Consider the following 22,624-nt stretch of genomic DNA (forward strand, 5'->3'; position numbering starts at 1 on the left):
ATGCCCGACATAATCGGCCATCGACCATGCCTTAACCGCGGTTCAAAGGGCGGGTTTACCGGCACCAACCGATACCCCTGTCTGGCGGGCGACCCGAAAATATAAGGAAATCCCATGTCTCAATATTTTTCGCTGGCATTCTCAACCCTGATGTTGATATTGATCACGGTGTTCGTATGGTCAGTGGTAGTTTTTACCAGCGGCTACAACGTTCCGCGTGACGACATTGATACCCCGGCGTTAATACACAACCTGGCTTTCTCGCTCAGCGCTTTTTTGCTGTTGTGTGTAATCGCCTGGCTGCCCATACGCCGACCGATTGCGATACGCCTGATGACCGGTTTCAGCCTGGTCTTTGTAGGAGCCTGTCAGAAATGGCTGGGCAATCTGGTTGACCATGCCTGGCCCGTCACTCAGGTGGTGGATATGCTGGCCATTCCGGTGGGGTTGCTGATTGCTGCCAGCGGCTTGTTCGAGCTGGGCAAAGCTTACCGGTTGAACCGGTTGATGATTGGCAGTTACCGCAAAATTGAACAGAGCCTGGCGACGGTGGATCAAATTACCCAGCTACCCAACCGGCGCGTTTTTTTGAGTGAGGCGCCGCTTCGGCTCTCGCCGGATGAAGATGCACCGCACAGCGATGAATTGATTTGCCTGCGGATTAATAATTTGCGAGACATTAACCGCCAGTATGACTTCAACACCGGCGATGCCGTGCTGTCGCAAGTAGCAAGGCATATTACCCGCCACACCGACAGCCCGGCGCTGGCAGCCCGATTTAATGGCAGCGGCTTTTATATTTTGCTGCCGGCAACATCGCGCAGAGCAGCCGAAAGCCTTGCCGCCAAACTGATCAGCCACGGCAGCCAGCAGGCCATCAATGTGAAGCCCGGCGAAAAGCAGTTACTGAAAATTGAATTGACGGTGCAGCACAGCACCCGCATCAAAGGCGAAACCCTGGAAGCCTGGTTGCATCGCCTCGATTGACCGGAAAAGAAAAGCAGAATAGAAAGAGAAAAGAAGACAGCAGCGGAAAAAGAAAAACCGGATTAACCGCAAAGGATTAATCCGGTCCTATTCGCTGTTAACTATTAACGCCCGTGACGGTTGGCAATCAAGTCGTCAACCACTGCCGGGTCAGCCAGAGTGGTGGTGTCACCCAGGCTATCCAACTCATTGGCGGCAATCTTGCGCAGAATACGGCGCATGATTTTACCGGAACGGGTTTTCGGTAAACCTGGTGCCCACTGAATCACGTCCGGCTTGGCAATCGCACCAATTTCCCGCACACACAATGCCACCAGTTCTTTTTTGAGGTTGTCATCCGGCTCGGTGCCATCCATCAAGGTGACGTAGGCGTAAATGCCCTGCCCTTTGATGTCGTGTGGATAACCAACCACCGCCGCTTCCGCAACCGATTCGTGCAGCACCAGCGCGCTTTCTACTTCAGCGGTGCCCATACGGTGGCCGGATACGTTCAATACGTCATCTACACGGCCGGTAATCCAGTAATAGCCATCTTCATCGCGACGCGCGCCGTCACCGGTAAAGTAGTAACCCGGGTAGGTGCTGTAATAGGTATCAATGCAGCGTTGATGATCGCCATACACCGAGCGAATCTGGCTCGGCCAGGCGCGTTTGATACAGAGATTGCCTTCGCCGGCGCCTTGCACTTCATTGCCTTCGGCATCGACCAATACCGGCTCAACACCAAAGAAAGGAACGGTTGCCGAACCGGGCTTGAGATCAATGGCACCCGGCAGCGGCGCCAGCATGTGCGCACCGGTTTCGGTTTGCCACCAGGTATCAACAATCGGGCAACGGTTGTCGCCTACTACCCGGTAAAACCACTGCCAGGCTTCCGGATTGATCGGTTCGCCCACGGTGCCCAATACCCGCAAACTGGCGCGGGAAGTTTTGGTCACCCAGTCATCACCGGCGCCCATCAGTGCGCGAATAGCGGTAGGGGCGGTGTAGAAAATATTGACCTTGTGTTTGTCTACCACTTGCCAGCAGCGAGAAGCATCCGGCCAGGTAGGCACGCCTTCAAACATCAGCGTGGTTGCGCCGTTGGCCAGCGGGCCATAAACAATGTAACTGTGCCCGGTTACCCAGCCCACGTCGGCGGTACACCAGTAGACATCGCCTTCCTGATAATCGAAAACGTATTTGTGGGTCATCGCCGCTTGCAGCAAATAACCACCGGTGGTGTGCAACACACCTTTGGGTTTGCCGGTAGAACCGGAGGTGTAGAGAATAAACAAAGGGTCTTCGGCATCAACAATTTCCGGCTCACAGAACTCGGCCTGCTGCGCGACCAACTCGTGATACCAGACATCTTTGGCATCATTCCAGACAACATCGCCACCAGTGCGGCGCACTACGATATTGGTGTGCACCTCCGGGCAATGGGCCAGTGCTGCATCGGCATTCTTCTTCAGCGGCACACGCTTGCCACCGCGCAGGCCTTCATCGGCGGTTATCAAGACTTCGCAACCGGCATTTTGAATGCGGTCTTTAAGCGCGTCCGGCGAGAAACCGCCAAACACGATGGAATGCACCGCACCAATGCGGGTACACGCCAGCATGGCGTAGGTGGCTTCCGGAATCATCGGCATGTAAATACAAACCCGATCACCTTTTTTTACGCCGCGAGCGCGCAGCGCATTGGCCAGCTTGTTTACTTCGCGGTGCAGCTCGGCGTAGGTAATATGCTTGTCTTCAGCGGGGTTGTCGCCTTCCCAAATGATGGCAACCTGATTGGCGCGCGCCGGCAAATGGCGGTCAATACAGTTCACACTCACATTCAACTTGCCATCAATAAACCACTCGACCTTGCCTTTGCGCAGATCACTGCGGGTAACTTGCGTCCAGGGTTTTTGCCAGGTGAGAAATTGCCTGGCCTGCTCACTCCAGAATTCGTCGGGGTTATTGATCGACGCGTCATACATGCTTTTGTAGCGCTCATTGTCGATCAGGGTCTTTTTCTTGAAATCTTCCGGTACAGGATAACGAGGTACATCTGACACGGTGGTACTCCCTCTGCCTTGGTTGTTATTCACATATTATTGCAGCGCTTTACCGGCTGGTTTACAGCGCTTGTTGGCGGCGCCAGAAAAGTCCGCCGGTGGAACAAAGATAACGATAAGAAGGCGTTGCGAACAACCATCATTACGCAAAATGACAACGTTGTCCAACCCCTTTGGCGGCCTTGAAACAAAAAACCCCTGACGCATCCGACGGGAGTCGGGTGAAATCAGGGGTTTTTCAATTTCGGACCTTCACGATCCATGCGATCCAGCTCTTTTTTGTAGGCTTCCAACTCTTCCCAATCGAAGGGAGAGCCGACGTTCATGTCTTTAGGATGTTTTGCGCGCTCTTTGGCGTGAGCCTGCAAACTGGTGTCGTTTTCGCCTTCATCCTTGAGGTTTTCTGCACGTTTAATCGTTTCATCCACTTTTGACATAGATTTTCTCCCATCAATTCAGTCTGAATCGTTCCAGATACTACGCCGATCCGGCCGGGAAGGCAGCCTGTTTTGCGAAAAATTGCCCGCGCTACTGGCCGTATTGGCGATTGGAACTCCGTTAACCATAGTATTTTCGGCAACGGGCACAACAAAAAGTTTTATCGAGACGCAAGCCGAAGCAAAACTGTATGAATTTCAGCCAGCCAATAACGGAACGGGATGCAGGAAAGTAACCAACAGAGGGAAATCGCGAAGGGAAAACAAGGCCGGTGCAGCCTGGGCCACACCGGCAGACGCCCGAATCAGGCGCCTTGTACAGGAATAACGTTGGCTGTGCGCTCTACCCGGTTATTTTCATTCAGGTAAACCAGCTTCGGCTGGTAGCTTTGCAGCTCTTCTTCGCTGTAATCGGCATAGGTAGCGATGATCACGCGGTCACCCACTTGCGCCATACGGGCAGCGGCGCCATTCAGCGAAATAATGCCGGAACCGGCTTCGGCCAGAATAATGTAGGTGTGAAAGCGCTGGCCGTTATTGACGTTGTAAATATCAATTTGCTCAAACTCACGCAAACCCGCAAGCGCCACCAGATCAGAATCGATAGCACAGGAACCGTCATACCAGAGTTCGGCATGAGTAACGCGGGCCATATGCAGCTTGCCTTTAAGCATTTTTGAAAGCATGGGTATTCCTCCAACCGGGGATCTGAGCGCTGTCAGTTTAAAACCAGTGAAACGTTATCAATCAAGCGGGCGCCGGAGGTAAACATGGCGCCCAGTACCGTGATCTCCCGATCATCATGAGCCGCTGGCTCCAGGGTGCGACTATTACAAATGCTGAAATAATCTACTTTGAAACCGGCTTCGGCGATCTGTTCCTTCGCATTTGCCTCCAGTGCAGAAAAATCACTGCGCCCGGCAATAATGGCGTCACGAACCAGATTCAAAGCACGGTTCAATTGAGCGACACGAGGCCGCTCGTCGGCGGTGATAAAACCGTTCCGGGAGCTCATGGCCAGGCCATCGGCTTCACGGACGATATCACCGGCGATGATTTTAACCGGTAAACAGAGATCCTCAACCATGCGGCGAATAACCGCCAACTGCTGAAAATCCTTGATGCCAAACACGGCGGCATCCGGCTGCACGATGTTGAACAGCTTGGTCACTACCGTGGTAACACCTTCAAAGTGCCCCGGGCGGCTGGCTCCGCAAAGTACGTCAGTCATGCTCGGCACGATAACGCGGGTCTGCTCGGCCATTCCATTGGGGTAAATTTCTTTTTCATCGGGGCAAAACAGGTAATCGCAATTCACCGCTTCCAGCTTCAGCGAATCCGCCGCCAGGGTGCGCGGGTACTTGTCCCAATCTTCATTCAGGCCAAATTGCAGCGGGTTTACAAAGATACTGGTAACCACCACGTCGCAATGTTGACGGGCGATTTTTACCAATTCGATGTGGGCATTGTGAAGGTTGCCCATGGTCGGCACGAAGCCGATACGCTTGCCAGCAAGACGATCCGCCGCCAGCGCTTCACGCAGGGAATGAATGTGATGAAAAACCTGCATATCTCTTTACCTCACCCACCTGATCGCCTCATACCCCAAAACACGGGTATGGTTTTGGGCGCGCGATCATACACTTTCGGGATCAATAAGTACATTTTCTGATCAAAAAACAACCGAAGCTTCTTAAATATGGATAAGATTGCTTGAGATGATTTTCCCACAATGAGCGGCCTGAAGACAAAATAGCGGAAAGGTTGGTTGTGGCTACCGCAGAGCACAGCTAACGTGAGCGCTATATCTATCGAAAGCAATAAATTTTTTGAAACTGCAAATAATCAGAAATCAAAAGGCAAGTTCAAGATAAATCTAAGCCCACCCTATCTAACAGCCAGGGCAAATTTACTCTGAAATTTAACTGAAACCAGCTTCTTCCAGCGCTAATTCTGATCTCACGCCCACGAATAAGCAGCAGGCTTTCAAAAAAATTAAAAAAATTCTTTTTAAGAAAAGAAACATTGTTTACAATAATTCTCATTACCAATTAAAAGCATACGCAGGCAGTAGTAAATCACAAGGAAAGAAAGTTTAAAGGATTCTGAATGCCCACCGATAGTACCTCCCTATTCCGCAAGGAAGTTGTTTTTCGCGGCTCGTCCATCATTTAGGCCGTGTTCTTATACATCAACCTATAGGATATTCAATTTCTGCAATTATTGCGGCTGCGATGATACTAATCGTTGTTGCATTTTTTTATTTTGGAACCTATACGAGAAAATCTACAGCGGCTGGCCTTTTGATACCAGAACAAGGAGTGTTACGCATTGCATCAAGCGGAGCGGGCGTAATTTCTGAAATTCATACCGTAGAAGGAATGCAAGTTGAAGCCGGCGATACAATTTTTGTTATTTCAAATGAAAGGGCAAGTACGTCAGGTGCCACCCAGCATGTAATATCCGAACATCTAGCAGAGCGCGCTTCTTTACTAGAAAAAAACATTGCATTAATAGAAGAGAGATCATCTCAACAACTCCGCATACTGGAAAACCGAAAACGAGCAGCAACTGAAGAAAAATTGCGACTTCAGGAAGAATACATACTAATAAAAAGAAGGGTGGAACTAGCCAGCGCCAATTTAATACGCCACAAAGACTTAGCTTCAAAAAATTTTGTTTCAAAATCTCAGCTCCAACAAGCAGAAGCAGAGCTATTGACCCTTCAGGGACAACAACACACCTTAAGACGAGCCGAGGCTGCCCTTACAAGAGAAAAAGACGATATTCTTTTAGAGCAACAGCAAACACAGTTGCGCCGCCTAACTGAAATTTTTGAAACAAATAACAGTATCGCTTTGATCAAACAAGAGCAGGCTGAAAATGACATGCGCACAGAGCATGTTAATACAGCACCATTTAAAGGCACCATAACCGGAATAAGCGTACAACACGGCCAACAAGTGATGACAGGATCGTTGTTGGCAAGTTTAATTCCATACAGCACCGAATTAACAGCACATGTATATGTTGCACCAGCACAAGCAGGGTTTATAGAGCCTGGACAAGTAGCTTTAATGCGCTACGCAGCTTACCCATATCAAAAATCTGGAATGGCAAAAGGCAGAGTGCTTCACGTTGCACCAAGCCCCTATGCGATTCAAGAACTTCCTCCGCATATTGCTGGTGTACTAACAGGCCAGGGAGAAGAGTTATTTTATAGAGTAACAATCAAGCCTGAATCGCAGAGCCTATTAGTTTATGGAACACCCCAACCTTTGCGTGCGGGTTCTATATTAGAAGTGGATATTATTCAAGACAGGCGCCGTCTTTACGAGTGGGCGCTAGAACCAATTTATTCAATAACCGGAAAATCAATCAACTAATTGAAATCAGAAGAAACCGAAGAATGTAAAGTCATATCAACTTACTTATAAATTTGGTATGCATACGACTTAAAAAATATTAATTACCTCCCCCAGAAAGAAGGAACTCTAATGCATAATTTTTTTATCTCAAGCGATCAAATACATAGCTCATTAACCTCTGCGGAAGAGTGGAGCATTAATTTTCTTGGAGCAAAATTCACATTAGGTTCATGGTCTGATACCTACGAGACCATACTTGCGCTGATGATCTCTTATTTTATTATATTTGGCACCTTCCGATTAATTCTACTCATATCAAAAAAGACATACTCAAAAAATAGTATATCCATATTTTCACTCATATTAATTGCTCCTGCTACTTCACTAGGACTTATTTTGAAATCATTATTTTTTGGATAACCCACAAAGGAAATATGAAATGCGAGAACTCACAATTAAGGAAATGGAAATCACATCAGGGGCGTTCGGCCCACCTGGCGCAATTATTGGAGGAGCAATGGCTGCAGGAGGCTACATAGGGCATTCTGTAGTAACAGGGAGCGGTGATGTTAAAGGACTTATCGGAAGCATTGCACTTGGAGCAGCAACAGGCTTTTTCACTAGCCCCGTAGGGGTTACAGCTATGGAAACAGGAGCCGCAGCAATTGGAGCAACTCATCTTGGCTTTTACGGAGGGTTGTTCGGCGGCATGGTCGAGCGAGGCGTTGATGCCGCGGGAACCAATTACAACGAAGCAGGAACCAATTACAACTAAACAAGACTAGCTAAAAGTTGTGGCGGATAATTCAATATCCGCCATGACATGGAAAATTTATGAATATATCATCACTTATTTCACCTAACGACTTCATCAAAAACTACCAAGAGAAAAAGCCTTTACTATTAAAAGGCGCAGTCAATAAAGAAAATTTCTCATGGCAAGATGCAAACGAAATTTTCGAGCGCAGCGATGTCATTTCTGATGACTTCAAGATATCTTGTCAAGGAATAGTACAGAAGTCTGAATATGTAGAAAAATTTTTAGATATTGGCACTATTCGTCACCGCCTTATAAAACCCGTAGTTTATGAATACATGAAGAAAGGTGCGACGATTATCGCCAACAAAATAGCCAATGAACCAAAAGTTAATTATTTTTCTCGAAAAATCTCCGATCTAACGGGCAGGCAAGTAGTCAGTAGTGCATATGCTGCTTTCGGCAGCAAGGACTCATTTAGATGCCACTGGGATACAAGAGATGTTTTTGCAATTCAATTGATTGGCCGAAAACGCTGGATTGTGTATGAACCATCTTTTAAGGATCCGCTATTTACTCAGCAAAGTAAGGACTATGAGAAAAGCTATCCTTGCCCTGAAAAGCCCTATATGGATTTTATTTTAGAGGCTGGAGACGTTTTTTATCTTCCCCGCGGCTGGTGGCACAATCCACTCCCGCTAAACGAACCTACTTTTCATTTAGCATTAGGCACTTTCCCTGCATATGCAACCGACTACCTTTCATGGCTAATGAAACGCATCCCTAACTTTCCCGATGCAAGAAAATCCCTAAGCCATTGGGGAGATGATAAAAGCACTCTTCACTCAATAGGTAAACACCTCGACCTTCTGCTAAACAATGAAGAACTTTATCGCAACTTTCAAGACGAGTTTACTGGCGCTGTCAGGGTAGCATCTCCTTTAGCTCTCAATATTTTGGGGGATCCATCTGTGTCCGCAATTCCTTCAGAGTCAAGACTTCGCTTAAGCGCTCATCACGCAAGTGGCCTTGATAACCACTATTTAATAGCTAACGGAACCAAGATAAATTTAGATGAACGAGGTGCTCAACTTATAAGCCAAATAGTCGAAAAACCTGGCATTAGCTTTTCCGATTTATTGACTATCTTCTCTGAAGAAGATGAAGAAAAAATAGAACATTTAATAAAAAACCTTTGCAGCCAAGACATCCTTGAGCTTTCGAATAGCTAATTATTTCAAATAATATTGGGGTTTATTAAAAATAATGAAAGCTGTATTGCAAGCAGAAAATCAGGAGTGTGGGCTAGCTTGCCTAGTAATGATCGCTGGATTTCACGGTTTACATCTTGACTTAATGAGCCTTCGTCGACGCTTTTCTATTTCAATGAAAGGCACAACACTTGCTCAACTATCTCATTACTCACAACTTCTTAACTTTTCATGCCGCCCTCTGAGATTAGAACTCGATGAGCTGAGCAAGTTACGACTACCATGTATTTTACATTGGAATATGAATCATTTTGTGGTTCTTGAAAAAGTTCAGGGAAACCAGCTATATGTGCTCGACCCAGCCATAGGACGCAGAAAGTTATCAACGACAGAAGCATCGAATCACTTTACTGGTGTAGCATTAGAGTTGACACCAAATGCCACTTTTGAACCGGCGCAACAGAAGACAAGAATACGGCTGCGTGATCTGATCGGGAGGGCAGTGGGATTAAAACGAGCCTTGGCCAACATCTTCGCACTGGCTCTGGCATTAGAGGTTGTAGCTTTGTTAACTCCTCAAATAACACAATGGATAGTGGATGGTGCATTAGTTTCAGCAGATCGTGACCTTCTACTGATTGTGGTAGTTGGAGGATGCTTGCTGATTCTAATTGAATTTATTATTCGCATGGCACGAGGATGGATGGGCTTACGACTAAATCAACAGCTGGCATTACAGTGGTCAGGCAACTTGTTTTCTCACCTTCTTAAGCTTCCTTTAACTTTTTTCGAAAAACGTCAACTTGGCGACATTAGCGCTCGCTTTCAGTCTCTTGCTGCAATACGGAATGTTTTAACTAATGGTGCAATTATGATTGTACTGGATGGATTAGTAACATTTATTACACTAGGCATGATGATGCTCTACAGTTACGCTTTGACTGGTGTCGTATTAACAGCACTATTTTTATATGCCCTTCTTCGAGTGGCATTTTACCAGCCACTGCGCAGCGCTTCTGAAGAGCGAATTGTACTGGCAGCAAAGGAGAACTCTTACTTTTTGGAGTCCATACGAGCTGCGCAACCGCTAAAATTGTTTAATATAGCTCCATTACGATTAACAACTTGGCAGAATTTAAGCAGATGTTCAAAACCGAGATGTGACTACACAGAAGTTACTATTGGCTTTTGCTAGCTTCAATACATTAATCTTCGGATTGGAAGGTATGTTTTTGCTTTATATCGGCGGACTAGCTGTACTAAATCGAGAACTATCACTTGGTATGCTATTGGCATTCCTTGCCTATAAAAGCCAATTCACAGGACGTGCTAGCAAGTTAATTGACCTGGGAATAGAAATACGCATGCTTTCATTACATGCTGAGCGCCTTGCAGACATTGCACTGGAGCAGCCGGAGCAAGACAGCATAATAGAAACCGACCTTTCTCGAATCGAGCCAAAAATTGAACTTCGTAATGTATCTTTTCGGTATGCGGAAGGAGAACCATGGATATTACACAATCTTTCTTTAACCATAAACGCGGGAGATTCTCTCGCTATTATTGGTCGATCAGGATGCGGAAAAAGCACACTATTTAAATTGCTTCTAGGACTTCTGACCCCAACTGAAGGTGACATTCTGATTGGAGATATCTCGATTCGGCAGCTAGGACCACAAGCAGTTCGAAATATGGTTGCTGCTGTCATGCAGGAAGATCAGCTACTCGCAGGCTCACTAGCTGAAAATATTGCAAGTTTCTCCCCACAAGCAAGCCAGGACGGCGTAGAAGAAGCTGCTAACCTGGCACACATTCATAAAGCAATTATCAATATGCCAATGGGTTATCAAACCCTGGTTTCCGAGCTTGGCAACGGATTATCGGGAGGGCAAAAACAGAGAGTCTTATTAGCGCGTGCACTATATAAGAAACCACGCATTCTCGCCCTGGATGAAGCTACCAGTCATTTAGATCTGCATAGCGAGCAACATATCGTACAAGCCTTACACCAGATGCCCGTAACTCGCATCACGATTGCCCATCGCAGAGAAACTATTGCTTTTGCCAGTCGGCTGGTTAATTTGGATAAAGGAAAAATCATAGAAGATATATATATCAGTGATATGGCTACATCTCCTTCCACCAAATCTATTACTGAAAGAACTCTCGCCCAATCATGAATATGAGGAATAAATCGAGCTAAATACAACCTATCAATACTGATCCTGCTGGAAATACTCAGGTGCGAGGTTATCGAAGCGGGTGTATTTGCCGATAAAGGCGGCGCGGCAGGTACCGATTTCGCCGTTACGCTGTTTGCCGATAATCAGTTCGGCGATGCCTTTTTCGGCGCTGTCTTCGTTGTAGTATTCATCGCGGTAAATAAATAGGATCACATCGGCGTCCTGCTCGATCGCACCGGATTCCCGCAGGTCAGAGTTCATCGGACGTTTGTTGGGGCGCTGTTCCACACCACGGTTTAACTGCGAGAGCGCGATCATCGGGCATTCGAATTCTTTGGCGATACCTTTCAGCGAGCGGGAAATTTCAGAAATTTCCTGGGTACGCCCTTCACCACCACCCGCCACCGTCATCAGCTGCAGGTAGTCGACCATGATCATGCCAGGGTTGCCGTGTTCACGGGCAATACGGCGAACGCGGGCGCGCATCTCCTGCGGGTTCAAACCACCGGTGTCATCAATAAACAGCAGCTTGTCTTTCATCTTGGCTACCGCAGAAGAGAGTTTTGGCCAATCTTCTTCGGTGAGCTTGCCGTTACGCATCTTGCCCTGGTCAATACGGCCGATAGAGGACATCATCCGCATCACCAGCGCCGCCGAGGGCATTTCCATACTGAATACCAGCACCGGCTTGGGCTGGCTGAACAGCGCGCCTTCCACGAAGTTCAGCGCCAGCGCGGTTTTACCCATGGAAGGACGCGCCGCCAGAATAATCAGTTCGCCTGGCTGCCAGCCCGAGGTGCGCTGGTCGAGGTCATTGATGCCGGTAGGAATACCGGTGATATCGCTACCGGAGCGAAACAGCTCGTCAATACGCTGCACGGTTTGTTTGAGCAGGTCGTTAACACCGACCAGACCACCTTCTTTGGGGCGATCTTCGGCAATTTCGGCAACCCGCTTTTCTGCCATTTGCAGCAGGTCATCGGAATCCAGACCGGACGGATTAAACCCCGACTTGCTGATTTCCTGCGCGGCGAGAATCAGCTGGCGCAGCGTGGAGCGCTCACGCACGATACGCGCGTAAGCCACAATGTTGGCAGAGCTGGGGGTATTGGCGGCCATTTCTGCCAGATAGGCAAGGCCACCGGCATTTTCCAGCTCGTTATGTCGATCCAGTTCTTCGGAAAGGGTGATCACATCCAGCGGCTGGCTGGCTTCCTGCAAGCCCAGCATCATGCGGAAGATCAACTGGTGGTCGCCGCGGAAAAAGTCCGATTCGGAAACGATCTCAAGCACCGCATCGAGGCGCTTGTTGTCCAGCATCAGGCCACCCAGAACGGCCTGCTCAGCCTCAATGGAATGGGGCATGGCGGTATTGGCAGCGACAGAAGCTGTCGCGGATGAATAATCCATCGCACTTTCAGACATAAAACCGGAATATTCCTTGAATCAGCGGGCAAAAAAAATCGGGCACTATGATCAACCCCGAGGGGTCAACGATAGTGCCCGATTTTCGTTCGCTTGTCAGCCGCAGGTGCGACTGCCAGGCGCATTCAATTACTCGGCAACAACAACCAGCTTGATAGTCTGGGTTACTTCAGAGTGCAATTGAACGTCGATGTCGAACTCACCGGTTTCACGCAGAGCACCTTCCGGCAGACGTACTTCTGCCTTGGTTACTTCTACGCCAGCAGCAGTGATAGCGTCAGCGATGTCGCGAGTACCGATAGAACCGAACAGACGGCCTTCGTCGCCAGCGTTGGCAGCGATGGTTACAGTCAGTTCAGCCAGTTTGGCAGCGCGGCTCTCAGCTTCTGCTTTCTTGCCAGCAGCGGCAGCTTCCAGCGTAGCGCGACGCGCTTCGAAGTCAGCGATGTTTTTCTCGTTGGCAGCAACTGCTTTGCCTTGCGGCAACAGGAAGTTACGACCATAACCGGATTTAACGGTAACTTTGTCACCGATATTACCCAATTTACCTACTTTATCGAGCAGAATAACTTCCATCTCGTTGACCCTCTCTATGTTCGTTTATCCAGGTCGTACCTGCCGTGGCAGGTCACCCACGCCAGAATTACTCGTGGCTGTCAGTGTAAGGAATCAAAGCCAGGTAGCGGGCGCGCTTGATAGCAGTAGCCAGCTGACGCTGATATTTGGCTTTGGTGCCGGTAATACGACTTGGAACAATTTTGCCGGTTTCAGTGATGTAGGCTTTCAGCGTTTCAACATCTTTATAATCGATGCGCTTGGTGCCTTCAGCGGTAAAACGGCAGAACTTGCGACGACGGAAAAAACGTGCCATTGGTTATACCCCCTGCTCTTCTTCAATTTCATCCGCATCGGAATCAGCTTCGTCTTCATCAGACCCTTCAGCATCATCACGACGATCAGAACGCTGTGGACGCGCTTTGCGCTCACGGCCTTCTTTGTCAGCTTTGAGGATGAATGATTCTTCAGTGATGGCTTCGTCTTCACGAATAACCAGACTGCGCAGAACGGCATCGTTATAGCGGAAATTGGTGGTCAACTCTTCCAGAACAGCTTCGCTACATTCGATGTTCATCAGAATGTAATGCGCTTTGTGGATTTTGTTGATGGAGTAAGCCAGTTGGCGGCGGCCCCAGTCTTCCAGACGGTGAACATTACCACCGCTGTTTTTCACAGCTGAGGTATAACGCTCAACCATGCCTGAAACCTGCTCGCTCTGATCCGGGTGGACCATAAATACGATTTCGTAATGACGCATAATAGCTCCTTACGGGTGAAGCCTCCCGCGAACGTGCGGTGAGACAAGGAGAGGCCCATTAAACCCCGGGCCAAGTGAGGGCGCGCCATTCTAGAGAGATTGCCCCCGACTTGCAAGGACAAAAATTGTGCAGCAGCGCTGCCGGAAGCCCGGAAAATCGCCCTGGCACACAGGCCTTTTGCCACCTCCGCCACAATCAACCACCCCTGCTGCACGGGTGCTGCAGCGGTTATCTACACTCATAAGTGCGATATGTACGACAGACCATTAACCATGCACCGGCGCAAGCAGGAGGACAGGATGGCTCGCGGCAGTAAAAGCAAATACTCTGAAAAACAAAAACGCAAAGCCGAACAGATTGAAGAGGGCTATATCGAGCAAGGCAAAGCGCCGGATGAAGCCGCCGCGATTGCCTGGGCTACGGTGAACAAACAATCCGGTGGCGGTAATAAACCCGGCGGTAGCGGGCGGGATAAAAGCGCCGAAGAAAAAGCCTCGTCACGCCGCTCTTCCGCCCGCCGCGCAGCAGCCACCCGACAGGGCATTCCCCGCCGCGATTCACTGGGCAGTGAAACCAAAGTAGAACTGCTAAAGCTTGCCCGCGCCAACGCCATCAAAGGCCGCTCCACCATGAATAAGAATCAACTGGTAGAGGCACTGCGGCGCGCGGCTATTGAGTAATTGCCCTCACTATAAAAAAGTCATCCGGCGAATCAAACCGTCTTCAAGGGTATATATCACCGTAGAGCGGTCGGTAAATGCCTGACCATTAACCTGAAACTTCACTTCAACCTCGTCAATCACGTGGTTACCGCTAATAATCCGGGTAATAACGCGTTCATGGGGCGCCTTTTTGAAGGTTTCGGCAAAGGATTTTCCCAGCGCTGACACACCGCTTTTATCCAGACTATTGGGAAAGTTATACACCTCAACGTCCGGGTGGAAAAACGCTAAAAAAGCCTCCAGATCATGCGCATTGTAGGCAGCCAGATGGCCATCAATAATGTGGGCGGCTTTTGCGGCAGAGATCATTCCGGGAATTTCCAGCGGCTCGCGCCCCAGATAAAATTCATTGCGGTGGCTCCCCTGCCGGAACTCACCATGAATACGACCATCCATCAGACTGCCATCAAATACAGGATCACCCGGGATTCCCGGCAGGCTGAAACGCACGCGGGCATCCTCAACCACGACATTCGCCAACGGATAACCGGTCAACCCCTGCTGCGGAATATCAATGCGCCCCATCCAGCTCCCGGCGCTTTGCTGCAACGCCACCTGAATATGCAAAGCTTGCTCCGGCAGCGTGATGGTGCCGTACCAATTGCCTGATACATCTTTTTGCCCCGGGGAATCGGGCGCGGCGACACAGCCGAAAAGCAACAACAGGGCGACTACCAAAAAACCTTTCTTTACTGCATCGGGCATATCCATGACCTCTAATGTTTTTGTTTTGAGATACCTGCGGGCCGTAGCTGGCAGAGCAAATGTACAAATTAAACCTGTACGGATTCCAGATTGCCGATACCGCCTGACGGACACCATGCAAGTTTGACGTCAGTACCTTTGTTCCAAAACTGTTAGTCAGGGGCGCCCGACGAGGGATGACTCGACAGAACTACAGGGATGCATGCATACGTTTTTGGAACAAAGGTCCTGATGACAAACAGACAGAGTGGCAACTGCATAGCCCTGAAAAAGCAACGGATGTTGTAAACGACCTGAAATCCGAAACAGATTGGTTGGCTGATGTACAGACAGGGTTGGACGAGCAAATGTGGTTTTCGGGTTCACTGTCGGCAAATTTTTTCACACTCGGCCATTTGATCGTGCAAAGCGAGCTTGAAAAAAGCCGGGTTGGCGTCCATTAATGATGATATGCATATCATCACCATTTACGGTGATGATCAGGAGTTTTTATGTCTAACCGCCTTCCTCTTTATTTCATTCCCCACGGCGCTGGCCCCTGGCCGTTTATGGATTTATCCAGCGGCGTATTTGGCCCGCCGGATAATTGGCAAAAACTGGCCACTCATCTGAAAGAGATTGGCGAAACCTTGCTGCCTGCGCCCAAAGCTATTCTGGTGGTGACCGCGCATTGGGAAGCCCCCGTGCCGACCGTGAGTAGCCATCCGTCGCCGGGCATGCTGTATGACTATGGCGGCTTTCCGGCGCAAACCTATCAATTGAATTATCCGGCGCCCGGCTCCCCTGCGCTGGCGCAGCGGGTGCAAAGCTTGCTTGGCGAAGCGGGCATCGCCAACGCCGAAGACAAACAGCGCGGCTTTGATCACGGCACCTTTATCCCGCTGATGTTGATGTACCCGCAGGCGAATATTCCCGTGGTGCAATTATCATTACAACAACAGCAAGACCCGGGGCTGCACATTGCTATTGGCGAAGCCTTACAGCCGTTGCGTGATGAAGGGGTATTGATTATTGGCAGCGGCATGAGCGTACATAACATGTATGCCTTTCGCTCACCCGACCCGAGACACAAACAAAACGCCGAGCTGTTCGACGTCTGGTTGCAGGAAGCGCTGGCGCTACCCGAAGACGAGCGCAAGGCGCGGTTGAAACTGTGGCAAAAAGCACCGGGCGGTACCGCCTCTCATCAACCAACGCCGGAACACCTGACACCGCTGTTTGTGGTGGCCGGTGCAGCAGGCAACGACACTGCCAGACGCACGTTTGCCGAAGAGCTTATTGAACTGAAAGTGTCCGAGTACCGCTTTGGTTGATGACTCAGGAAGATTCATCAACGCAGTGGCGGGCGTAGTCAGCGGCATCACCTTCTGACCAGCTCGCCTTGGGTTTCGCCGCTACTTTTTCACACCATTCGTTGCTGCCAATTTCTGCGCCGCACCCCGTCATCATCACCAAAGCCAATATCCATACTGCCGTTTTTATATGCATAGCAAACCTTCCACTGATTGAATTGGTAAAAACAGTATTGGCAAGCCAGGCAGAAGACGCCAGTAATAATGGTGCTTTCAGGACACAAGACGTGGAAATAAGCAGGGAAGAAAAAAGCGGCGACATAAAAAACGCGAACACATCAAACAGACGTGTTCGCGTTTTTACTAACTGGAATTACAAACGGCGCTGGCGCACCGCTTCAAACAGACAAATACCGGTGGCAACAGAAACGTTCAGGCTGCTGACGGTTCCGGCCATGGGAATATTGATCAAATGATCGCAATGCTCCTGAGTGAGGCGGCGCAAGCCATCACCTTCTGCCCCCATCAACACCCCGACCGGGCCGGTAAGTTTGGCATCGTACAGCGACATGTCGGCATCGCCCGCTGCACCGAATAACCAGATGCCGGCGTCCTTCAATTTTTGCAGGGTACGCGCCAGATTGGTTACCGGAATAAACGGCAGCACTTCAGCGGCACCACAGGCAACTTTGCGAGCAACCGGCGTCATGCCTGCCGATTTGTCTTTGGGTGCAATCACCGCGTGAACGCCAGCCGCCTCGGCGGAGCGCATACAGGCCCCGAGATTATGCGGATCGGTCACACCGTCCAGAATCAACAGGAAAGGAGGTTCCTGCAAACCGGCCAGCAGCTCGAAAAGAAAGGCTTCATCGTGCAACTTGTCGGGCGTACAGACCGCGATAACACCCTGGTGATTTTCATCATCGGCCATGGCATCCAGCTTGGCACGAGCAATGGCGGTGAAGTGGATGCCGTTACTTTCTGCAGCGTGCAATATTTTTTGCAAACGCTGATCCTGGCGCCCTTGCAGAATAAAAATTTCTTTTACACGCTGCGGCGCACTTTTTAACAAGGCCTGCACCGCGTGCAGACCGAAAATATGTTGGTGTTTCTTTGACAAAGGATGCCTCTTTTTTCAACCGCTACCGTTTTAAACCGCTCTACCCACCCGAAGAGGTGTTGCCGGGAAATTACTGCTCGTCCGCAGCTACTTTTTCATGCGCGGTTAAACCGGAGCCAGCTTGCTCAGCCGGCTCCAGGAAACACACATGAGAAATAAAATAGCGCTCAACCATCATGACCCAATAATCATTTCTTCGGCGCTGGCTTATCCAGCGTTTTCGCACGAGACGCAGCCGGTGATGCACGGAGCGATTGTGCTTTTGTTGTTGCGCCTGCCTTAGGCGGTTGTACCGCAGCAGCCTTCGGTTTGCGCACCGCCTTTGCTGATTGTTCACTATTGCCTCCGACCACGGGATTGTTAACGGCTTTTTTGACGACTTTTTTCTTGCCTGCGACGACCGGCGCGGCGGTTTTGCTGGCCAGTGTTTTTTTAGCGGAGGCTTTAACAGCCGCCGGCTTTTTAGCCGCTTTTTTGGCTACCGGCGCGTCTGCATTCACTTTTTTGGCCGCAGAGCTTTTCGCAGGCTTCTTCGCCGCCGCAACAGCTTTACCGCCGCTAGCGGGAGCCGCTTTTTTGGGCTGCGCCGGTTTTTCTGCTTTTAAGGCAGGCGCAACCGGCTTGCCAGCCTCGCGAATTTGTTCAATGGCAATACGCTTGAGGGCAACTTTTCGCGCAGTTCTTTCAGCGGCACGGGAGGCGTTGCGCTTGCCCGCTTTTGCCTGGGCTGCCGGCTTAACCGCCGCTGCTTTTCCGCCCGCCGTTTTGGCGGTCGACTTGTCAGGTTTTGCAGCGCCCTTGTTACGGCGATTACCCAATACCGATTCCAGTTCAAAATCGATTTTGCGGTTTTCCAGATCAACGCGAACCACTTTCACCACCAGCCCGTCACCCAGCCCGAAGACTTTGCGCGTGCGCTCGCCAACCAGACGATGCTGCGCCGGTTCAAAGCGGTAGTAGTCATGAGGCAGCGCAGAAATATGCACCAGGCCATCCACGTACAAGTCTTTCAGCTCTACAAACAAACCGAAGCCGGTTACCGCACTGATAACACCTTCGAATACTTCGCCCACCTGATCACGCAAGTATTCGCATTTCAGCCAGCTCACCACATCGCGGGTGGCTTCGTCGGCACGGCGTTCAGTGAGGGAGCATTGCTCACCGAGCACCAGAATATCGTTAATTGAATAGGGGTAAATCTGACGGGTTGGCAGCGCCTTGGCTCCCTCTACCCGGCGAACATGGGACGAGGCAACATTACTGCGAATCACCGAACGAATGGCGCGGTGCACCAGCAAGTCCGGGTAGCGGCGAATCGGTGACGTGAAATGGGCATAGGCATCGTAACCCAGACCAAAGTGACCCTGGTTATCCGGTTGGTACATCGCCTGGCGCAAGCTGCGCAACATAACCGTTTGAATCATGTTGGCATCGGCACGCCCCTGAATGGCCTGCATCAATTGCTGGTAATCACCGGAGTCTGGGGTGGCGCCACCGGACAAGCCCAGCCCCAACTCACCGAGGAATTCGCGCAGATTGGTCAGCTTTTGTTCGGTAGGGCCTTCGTGAACGCGATAGAGAGAAGGAATGCCATGCTTTTCGAGGAAGCGAGCGGCCGATACGTTGGCGCACAACATACATTCTTCAATCAGCTTGTGCGCGTCATTCCGTTTGACCGGAACAATGCGTTCAATTTTTCGATCTTCGTTAAACAGAATACGGGTTTCTACCGTATCAAAATCAATTGCGCCGCGCTCATCACGCGCGGCACGCAAGCAACTGTACAAGCGGTGCAATAACTCTACCTGCGGCAGCACATGCGCGTAGGTTTCGCGCAGCTCCGCGTCCGGCGCATCGGCGTCGAGCATCGCGGCAACTTTGGTATAGGTGAGTCGCGCATGGGAATGCATGACCGCTTCATAAAATTGATAGCCGGTAATGCGCCCGGCATCGCTGACGGTCATTTCGCACACGAGGCAAAGACGATCTACCGCAGGGTTCAATGAACAAAGGCCGTTGGAAAGCGCCTCAGGCAACATCGGCACCACAAAATCGGGAAAGTACACCGAGTTACCGCGCAACCGCGCTTCACGATCCAGCTCACTGTTAACCGCCACGTAGTGCGACACGTCGGCAATGGCAACGAACAAACGCCAGCCACCGCGACGGCGCTCACACAGCACCGCGTCATCGAAGTCGCGGGCATCTTCGCCATCAATAGTGACAAAAGGCAGATCGCGCAGATCGACCCGGTTAAGTTTGTCAGCTTCCTGCACGTCTACCGGAATGGCCGCCGCTTCGGTTAACACCACATCGGGCCACACATTGGGAATGCTGTGCGACTGGATCGCCAGCTCGATTTCCATGCCCGGGGCCATGTGATCGCCCAGCACCTGAATAACACGACCCATCGGCGGGCGGTTTTTATCCGGCTGGCGGGTAATTTCAACCACAACAATTTGCCCGGGCACCGCAGCACCGGCATCCTCGTGGGTGAGCATGATGTCCTGGGTTACTTTGGCATTCTCCGGACGAACGAATAACACACCGTCTTCGTTATAGAAGCGGCCTGCCAGCTGGCGGGTATTGCGCACGAGAACTTCGACGATAGCGCCTTCATCCTTGCCGCGGTAGCTTTCCCCGGACAAGCGCACCAGCACTTCATCGCCGTCGAATACTTTGCGCATCTGGCGCCCGTGCAGCCAGATGTCTTCACCACCACCTTCGGTGCGAATCACAAAGCCGTAACCGTCGCGGTGCCCCTGTACACGGCCACGAATCAGGTCAACTTTATTAATAGGTATAAAGGCATCGCGGCGATTACTGATCAGCTGGCCATCTCTGGCCATGGCGATCAGCCGCCGGCGAACGGCTTCGACGCGCTCTTCGTCATCAATGCCCAGCAGTTGGCAGAGTTCAGGATGGCCCACCGGGCGAGCAGCGCGTTCGAGTGTTTCGATAATGAACTCCCGACTGGGAACCGGGTTGTCATATTTTTCTGCTTCGCGATGGGCATAAGGATCGACATTAACAGATTTACGTTTGCTCAAAATATAGCCTCTGGTGGACCAGCTCGTTGATTATCGCCTGTAATTGCAGGCGCCATAGGGGGAAGTATAGGGTAGACACGACAACAAACCCACCGGCAGAAGCCCGCTCCGGTGAAAGTTTTTAAAAATATTTTCATCCAGCTGTTGACATGGGCAGGCCGTAAACTTATAGTGCGCGCCACTCGCAGCAGACATTGCTTGCGACTCTGCCCAGATGGTGAAATTGGTAGACACGCCAGCTTCAGGTGTTGGTGGCCTTACGGCCGTGGAGGTTCAAGTCCTCTTCTGGGCACCATATTTAAAAAGCCCCGATAGCGATATCGGGGCTTTTTTATTGCGCGACTGCTGCGCTCGCCAGCGACACAATTCCTTTCAAATAAAAATTAACTCCACCGCGTTTTCCTTCAACATTCATGTTGCACATTTTATGATGTGTGGCCGTGCTGAATAGTGCATCGCTGATAAAAAATTGGCGCCAATTAAACAGCAATAATTTTTATTTTCTTCATCCGCTTTTTTTGCTGCACCGCCCTTCTATTATTTTTTATTTCAGAAAAAAATTTTGTGCTTTAAAAAACACATTAAAAAGCGTGCGCTATTTTTTTAAAAAAATTAATAACCAAACTGGCAAAAATGTGTCGAGTTATTTTCCACTTTTAAAAAATTTATTCAGCTTTTGTTAAGCAAAGTACTGTTACTTTTTCTGGCGCATTAAACACCAAAACAAACCCGGTTCGCATTAAGCTCAGGCGCACTTCACGTTTTCATAACAGACTTGCGGCTGTCGTTAATATTCTCCACGCTCGAACCGTAACTTCCATGTCAATTGCTAACGGAACAGGTATACTGCGCCACTGATGTCGCACACACAGGCATCATCAAACAGCAAGATCAAGAATTATTGAATTGGGGAATCTCAAGGAGACACTCATGGCTATTTCCAGGAAAGTGCTTTTAATGTCGGCTTTGATTGCCGCGTCTGCAGTTGCCGATGCTCGCGATCATGTTGCCGAAGTGCATGTTGGCGTTGGTCGCACCTTGATGGGTGCAGAATTGGATGATGCTACCAACTACAACCTCGGCATCGGTTATGTGCTGAGCAATCGTTGGACATTGGAATTGATTGCCAGCGAATACGAATCCAACCTGCCAGGATCTTCTGTTGATGTCCGTGGCACCCAGTACCGTCTGGATGCGTTGTACCATTTCGGTGAAGGCAAATGGCGTCCTTACGCTTCCTTCGGTGCTGGCAACCAGCGTCTGAGCCCGGATGGCGGCACCCCGCACCCAAGCCACCAGGATATGGTGAACTTTGGTCTGGGTCTGAAAGGCCGTCTGGCAAAAAGCCTGGAGTGGCGTACCGAAGTTCGCGCTTTCAACAGCGTTGACGAACACTTCACTGACGTAGTGTTTGGTACCGGCGTCAGCTTCCTGTTCGGTCATCAGGAAAGCAAACCGGCAGCGGCTCCAAAACCGGCTCCGGCTCCTGCAGTAGACCCGGATAGCGATGGCGACGGCGTACCGGATTCCCGTGACAAGTGCCCGGACACTCCGCGTCAGTACAAAGTAGACGCTGATGGCTGCCCGATGGAACTGACTCAGGCAGTATCTATTGACCTGGCGGTTACCTTCGATTCTGACAGCGCCGTTGTTAAAGATGCGTTCCTGCCGGAAGTGAAGAAAGTTGCCGAGTTCATGAACCAATACCTGAACACTCAGGTTACTGTTGAAGGTCACACCGACAGCACCGGTTCTGCAGCACACAACAAAGCACTGTCCCAGCGTCGCGCTGACTCGGTACGTGAAACGCTGATCAAGCGTTTCAATATTGCGCCAGAGCGTGTAAAAGCAGTTGGTTACGGTCAGGACAAACCAGTTGCCAGCAATGCAACTGTTGAAGGCCGTGGAAAAAACCGTCGTGTAGTTGCTGAAATCAGCACCGACGTTACTCGTAAAGTGACTCGTTAATAAAATAACGCGTCGTTACGACAATAAAAAAGGGCGCCTCG

Annotated in this window: 22 protein-coding genes and 1 tRNA gene; 11 read left to right on the forward strand and 12 right to left on the reverse strand. The window is 50.1% G+C overall.

Going from position 1 to position 22,624, the window contains the following annotated elements:
• Positions 1-114: 114 nt before the first annotated feature.
• Positions 115-987, forward strand: a complete 873-nt coding sequence (locus tag C4F51_RS16215; RefSeq protein WP_193911576.1) for a GGDEF domain-containing protein — start codon at positions 115-117, stop codon at positions 985-987.
• A gap of 104 nt (positions 988-1,091) precedes the next feature.
• Here the strand turns inward: C4F51_RS16215 and acs are convergent, their stop codons facing one another.
• The 4 genes from acs to panC all read right to left on the reverse strand — a co-directional run bounded on the left by acs (position 1,092) and on the right by panC (position 5,036).
• Positions 1,092-3,029 carry an acetate--CoA ligase gene (gene acs, locus C4F51_RS16220; RefSeq protein WP_193911578.1) on the reverse strand — a complete coding sequence of 646 codons (1,938 nt, stop codon included), beginning with the start codon at positions 3,027-3,029 and terminating at the stop codon, positions 1,092-1,094.
• A gap of 227 nt (positions 3,030-3,256) precedes the next feature.
• Complete coding sequence (locus C4F51_RS16225; RefSeq protein WP_193911580.1) at positions 3,257-3,466, reverse strand: hypothetical protein; 210 nt, start codon at positions 3,464-3,466, stop codon at positions 3,257-3,259.
• A gap of 305 nt (positions 3,467-3,771) precedes the next feature.
• Positions 3,772-4,152 (reverse strand): aspartate 1-decarboxylase, encoded by a 381-nt coding sequence (panD, locus tag C4F51_RS16230; protein ID WP_193911581.1) that lies wholly within the window; start codon positions 4,150-4,152, stop codon positions 3,772-3,774.
• 32 nt (positions 4,153-4,184) lie between these two features.
• A complete protein-coding gene (gene panC / locus C4F51_RS16235) occupies positions 4,185-5,036 on the reverse strand; it encodes a pantoate--beta-alanine ligase (protein WP_193911583.1) in 852 nt (283 codons plus the stop codon).
• Positions 5,037-5,700: 664 nt separating this feature from the next.
• Here panC and C4F51_RS16240 point away from each other — a divergent pair.
• From C4F51_RS16240 to C4F51_RS18040, 5 genes are all read left to right on the forward strand, one after another.
• On the forward strand, positions 5,701-6,852 hold the full coding sequence (locus C4F51_RS16240) for an HlyD family secretion protein (RefSeq protein WP_193911585.1): 1,152 nt from the start codon (positions 5,701-5,703) through the stop codon (positions 6,850-6,852).
• 421 nt (positions 6,853-7,273) lie between these two features.
• Complete coding sequence (locus tag C4F51_RS16245; protein ID WP_193911587.1) at positions 7,274-7,609, forward strand: hypothetical protein; 336 nt, start codon at positions 7,274-7,276, stop codon at positions 7,607-7,609.
• A gap of 59 nt (positions 7,610-7,668) precedes the next feature.
• The gene (locus C4F51_RS16250) at positions 7,669-8,823 is read left to right on the forward strand and encodes a JmjC domain-containing protein (RefSeq protein WP_193911589.1); all 1,155 of its coding nucleotides are present in this window, start codon (positions 7,669-7,671) and stop codon (positions 8,821-8,823) included.
• A gap of 34 nt (positions 8,824-8,857) precedes the next feature.
• Positions 8,858-9,997, forward strand: a complete 1,140-nt coding sequence (locus C4F51_RS18035; RefSeq protein ID WP_202987708.1) for a peptidase domain-containing ABC transporter — start codon at positions 8,858-8,860, stop codon at positions 9,995-9,997.
• Positions 9,963-10,982 (forward strand): peptidase domain-containing ABC transporter, encoded by a 1,020-nt coding sequence (locus C4F51_RS18040; protein ID WP_202987709.1) that lies wholly within the window; start codon positions 9,963-9,965, stop codon positions 10,980-10,982. Before C4F51_RS18035 ends, C4F51_RS18040 begins: the two co-directional genes overlap by 35 nt.
• Before the next feature lie 33 nt (positions 10,983-11,015).
• Here the strand turns inward: C4F51_RS18040 and dnaB are convergent, their stop codons facing one another.
• From dnaB to rpsF, 4 genes are all read right to left on the reverse strand, one after another.
• Entirely contained in the window at positions 11,016-12,410 is a 1,395-nt protein-coding gene (gene dnaB / locus C4F51_RS16260; protein ID WP_193911591.1) for a replicative DNA helicase, read from the reverse strand.
• A 129-nt stretch (positions 12,411-12,539) separates the two neighbouring features.
• Positions 12,540-12,986: a 50S ribosomal protein L9 gene (rplI, locus tag C4F51_RS16265; RefSeq protein ID WP_193911593.1), complete on the reverse strand. Its 447-nt coding sequence runs from the start codon at positions 12,984-12,986 to the stop codon at positions 12,540-12,542.
• Between the two features lie 67 nt (positions 12,987-13,053).
• On the reverse strand, positions 13,054-13,281 hold the full coding sequence (gene rpsR, locus C4F51_RS16270; RefSeq protein WP_007643439.1) for a 30S ribosomal protein S18: 228 nt from the start codon (positions 13,279-13,281) through the stop codon (positions 13,054-13,056).
• Positions 13,282-13,284: 3 nt separating this feature from the next.
• On the reverse strand, positions 13,285-13,725 hold the full coding sequence (rpsF, locus tag C4F51_RS16275) for a 30S ribosomal protein S6 (protein WP_193911595.1): 441 nt from the start codon (positions 13,723-13,725) through the stop codon (positions 13,285-13,287).
• A 300-nt stretch (positions 13,726-14,025) separates the two neighbouring features.
• On the opposite strand from rpsF, the gene C4F51_RS16280 reads away from it, so the two are divergent.
• Positions 14,026-14,406, forward strand: a complete 381-nt coding sequence (locus C4F51_RS16280; RefSeq protein ID WP_193911597.1) for a termination factor Rho — start codon at positions 14,026-14,028, stop codon at positions 14,404-14,406.
• 9 nt (positions 14,407-14,415) lie between these two features.
• Here the strand turns inward: C4F51_RS16280 and C4F51_RS16285 are convergent, their stop codons facing one another.
• Complete coding sequence (locus tag C4F51_RS16285; protein WP_193911598.1) at positions 14,416-15,153, reverse strand: nuclear transport factor 2 family protein; 738 nt, start codon at positions 15,151-15,153, stop codon at positions 14,416-14,418.
• A gap of 176 nt (positions 15,154-15,329) precedes the next feature.
• Here C4F51_RS16285 and C4F51_RS16290 point away from each other — a divergent pair, with 176 nt between their 5' ends.
• Positions 15,330-15,596, forward strand: coding sequence for a hypothetical protein (locus C4F51_RS16290; protein ID WP_193911600.1), 267 nt, complete (start codon positions 15,330-15,332; stop codon positions 15,594-15,596).
• Between the two features lie 48 nt (positions 15,597-15,644).
• On the forward strand, positions 15,645-16,466 hold the full coding sequence (locus C4F51_RS16295; protein ID WP_193911602.1) for a DODA-type extradiol aromatic ring-opening family dioxygenase: 822 nt from the start codon (positions 15,645-15,647) through the stop codon (positions 16,464-16,466).
• 4 nt (positions 16,467-16,470) lie between these two features.
• Here C4F51_RS16295 and C4F51_RS16300 read toward each other — a convergent pair whose 3' ends face one another.
• The 3 genes from C4F51_RS16300 to rnr form a co-directional block, all read right to left on the reverse strand.
• Positions 16,471-16,641: a DUF3012 domain-containing protein gene (locus C4F51_RS16300; RefSeq protein WP_202987710.1), complete on the reverse strand. Its 171-nt coding sequence runs from the start codon at positions 16,639-16,641 to the stop codon at positions 16,471-16,473.
• A 177-nt stretch (positions 16,642-16,818) separates the two neighbouring features.
• Positions 16,819-17,565 carry a 23S rRNA (guanosine(2251)-2'-O)-methyltransferase RlmB gene (rlmB, locus tag C4F51_RS16305; RefSeq protein ID WP_193911604.1) on the reverse strand — a complete coding sequence of 249 codons (747 nt, stop codon included), beginning with the start codon at positions 17,563-17,565 and terminating at the stop codon, positions 16,819-16,821.
• Positions 17,566-17,753: 188 nt separating this feature from the next.
• Complete coding sequence (gene rnr, locus C4F51_RS16310) at positions 17,754-20,615, reverse strand: ribonuclease R (protein WP_193911606.1); 2,862 nt, start codon at positions 20,613-20,615, stop codon at positions 17,754-17,756.
• Between the two features lie 208 nt (positions 20,616-20,823).
• Between rnr and C4F51_RS16315 the strand changes: the two genes are divergently transcribed.
• A tRNA-Leu gene (locus tag C4F51_RS16315) sits at positions 20,824-20,910 on the forward strand.
• A gap of 635 nt (positions 20,911-21,545) precedes the next feature.
• Positions 21,546-22,583 (forward strand): OmpA family protein, encoded by a 1,038-nt coding sequence (locus C4F51_RS16320; protein WP_193911608.1) that lies wholly within the window; start codon positions 21,546-21,548, stop codon positions 22,581-22,583.
• The last annotated feature ends 41 nt before the right edge of the window (positions 22,584-22,624 follow it).

The organism is Cellvibrio polysaccharolyticus (assembly GCF_015182315.1).
GTDB classification, from domain to species: Bacteria; Pseudomonadota; Gammaproteobacteria; order Pseudomonadales; family Cellvibrionaceae; genus Cellvibrio; species Cellvibrio polysaccharolyticus.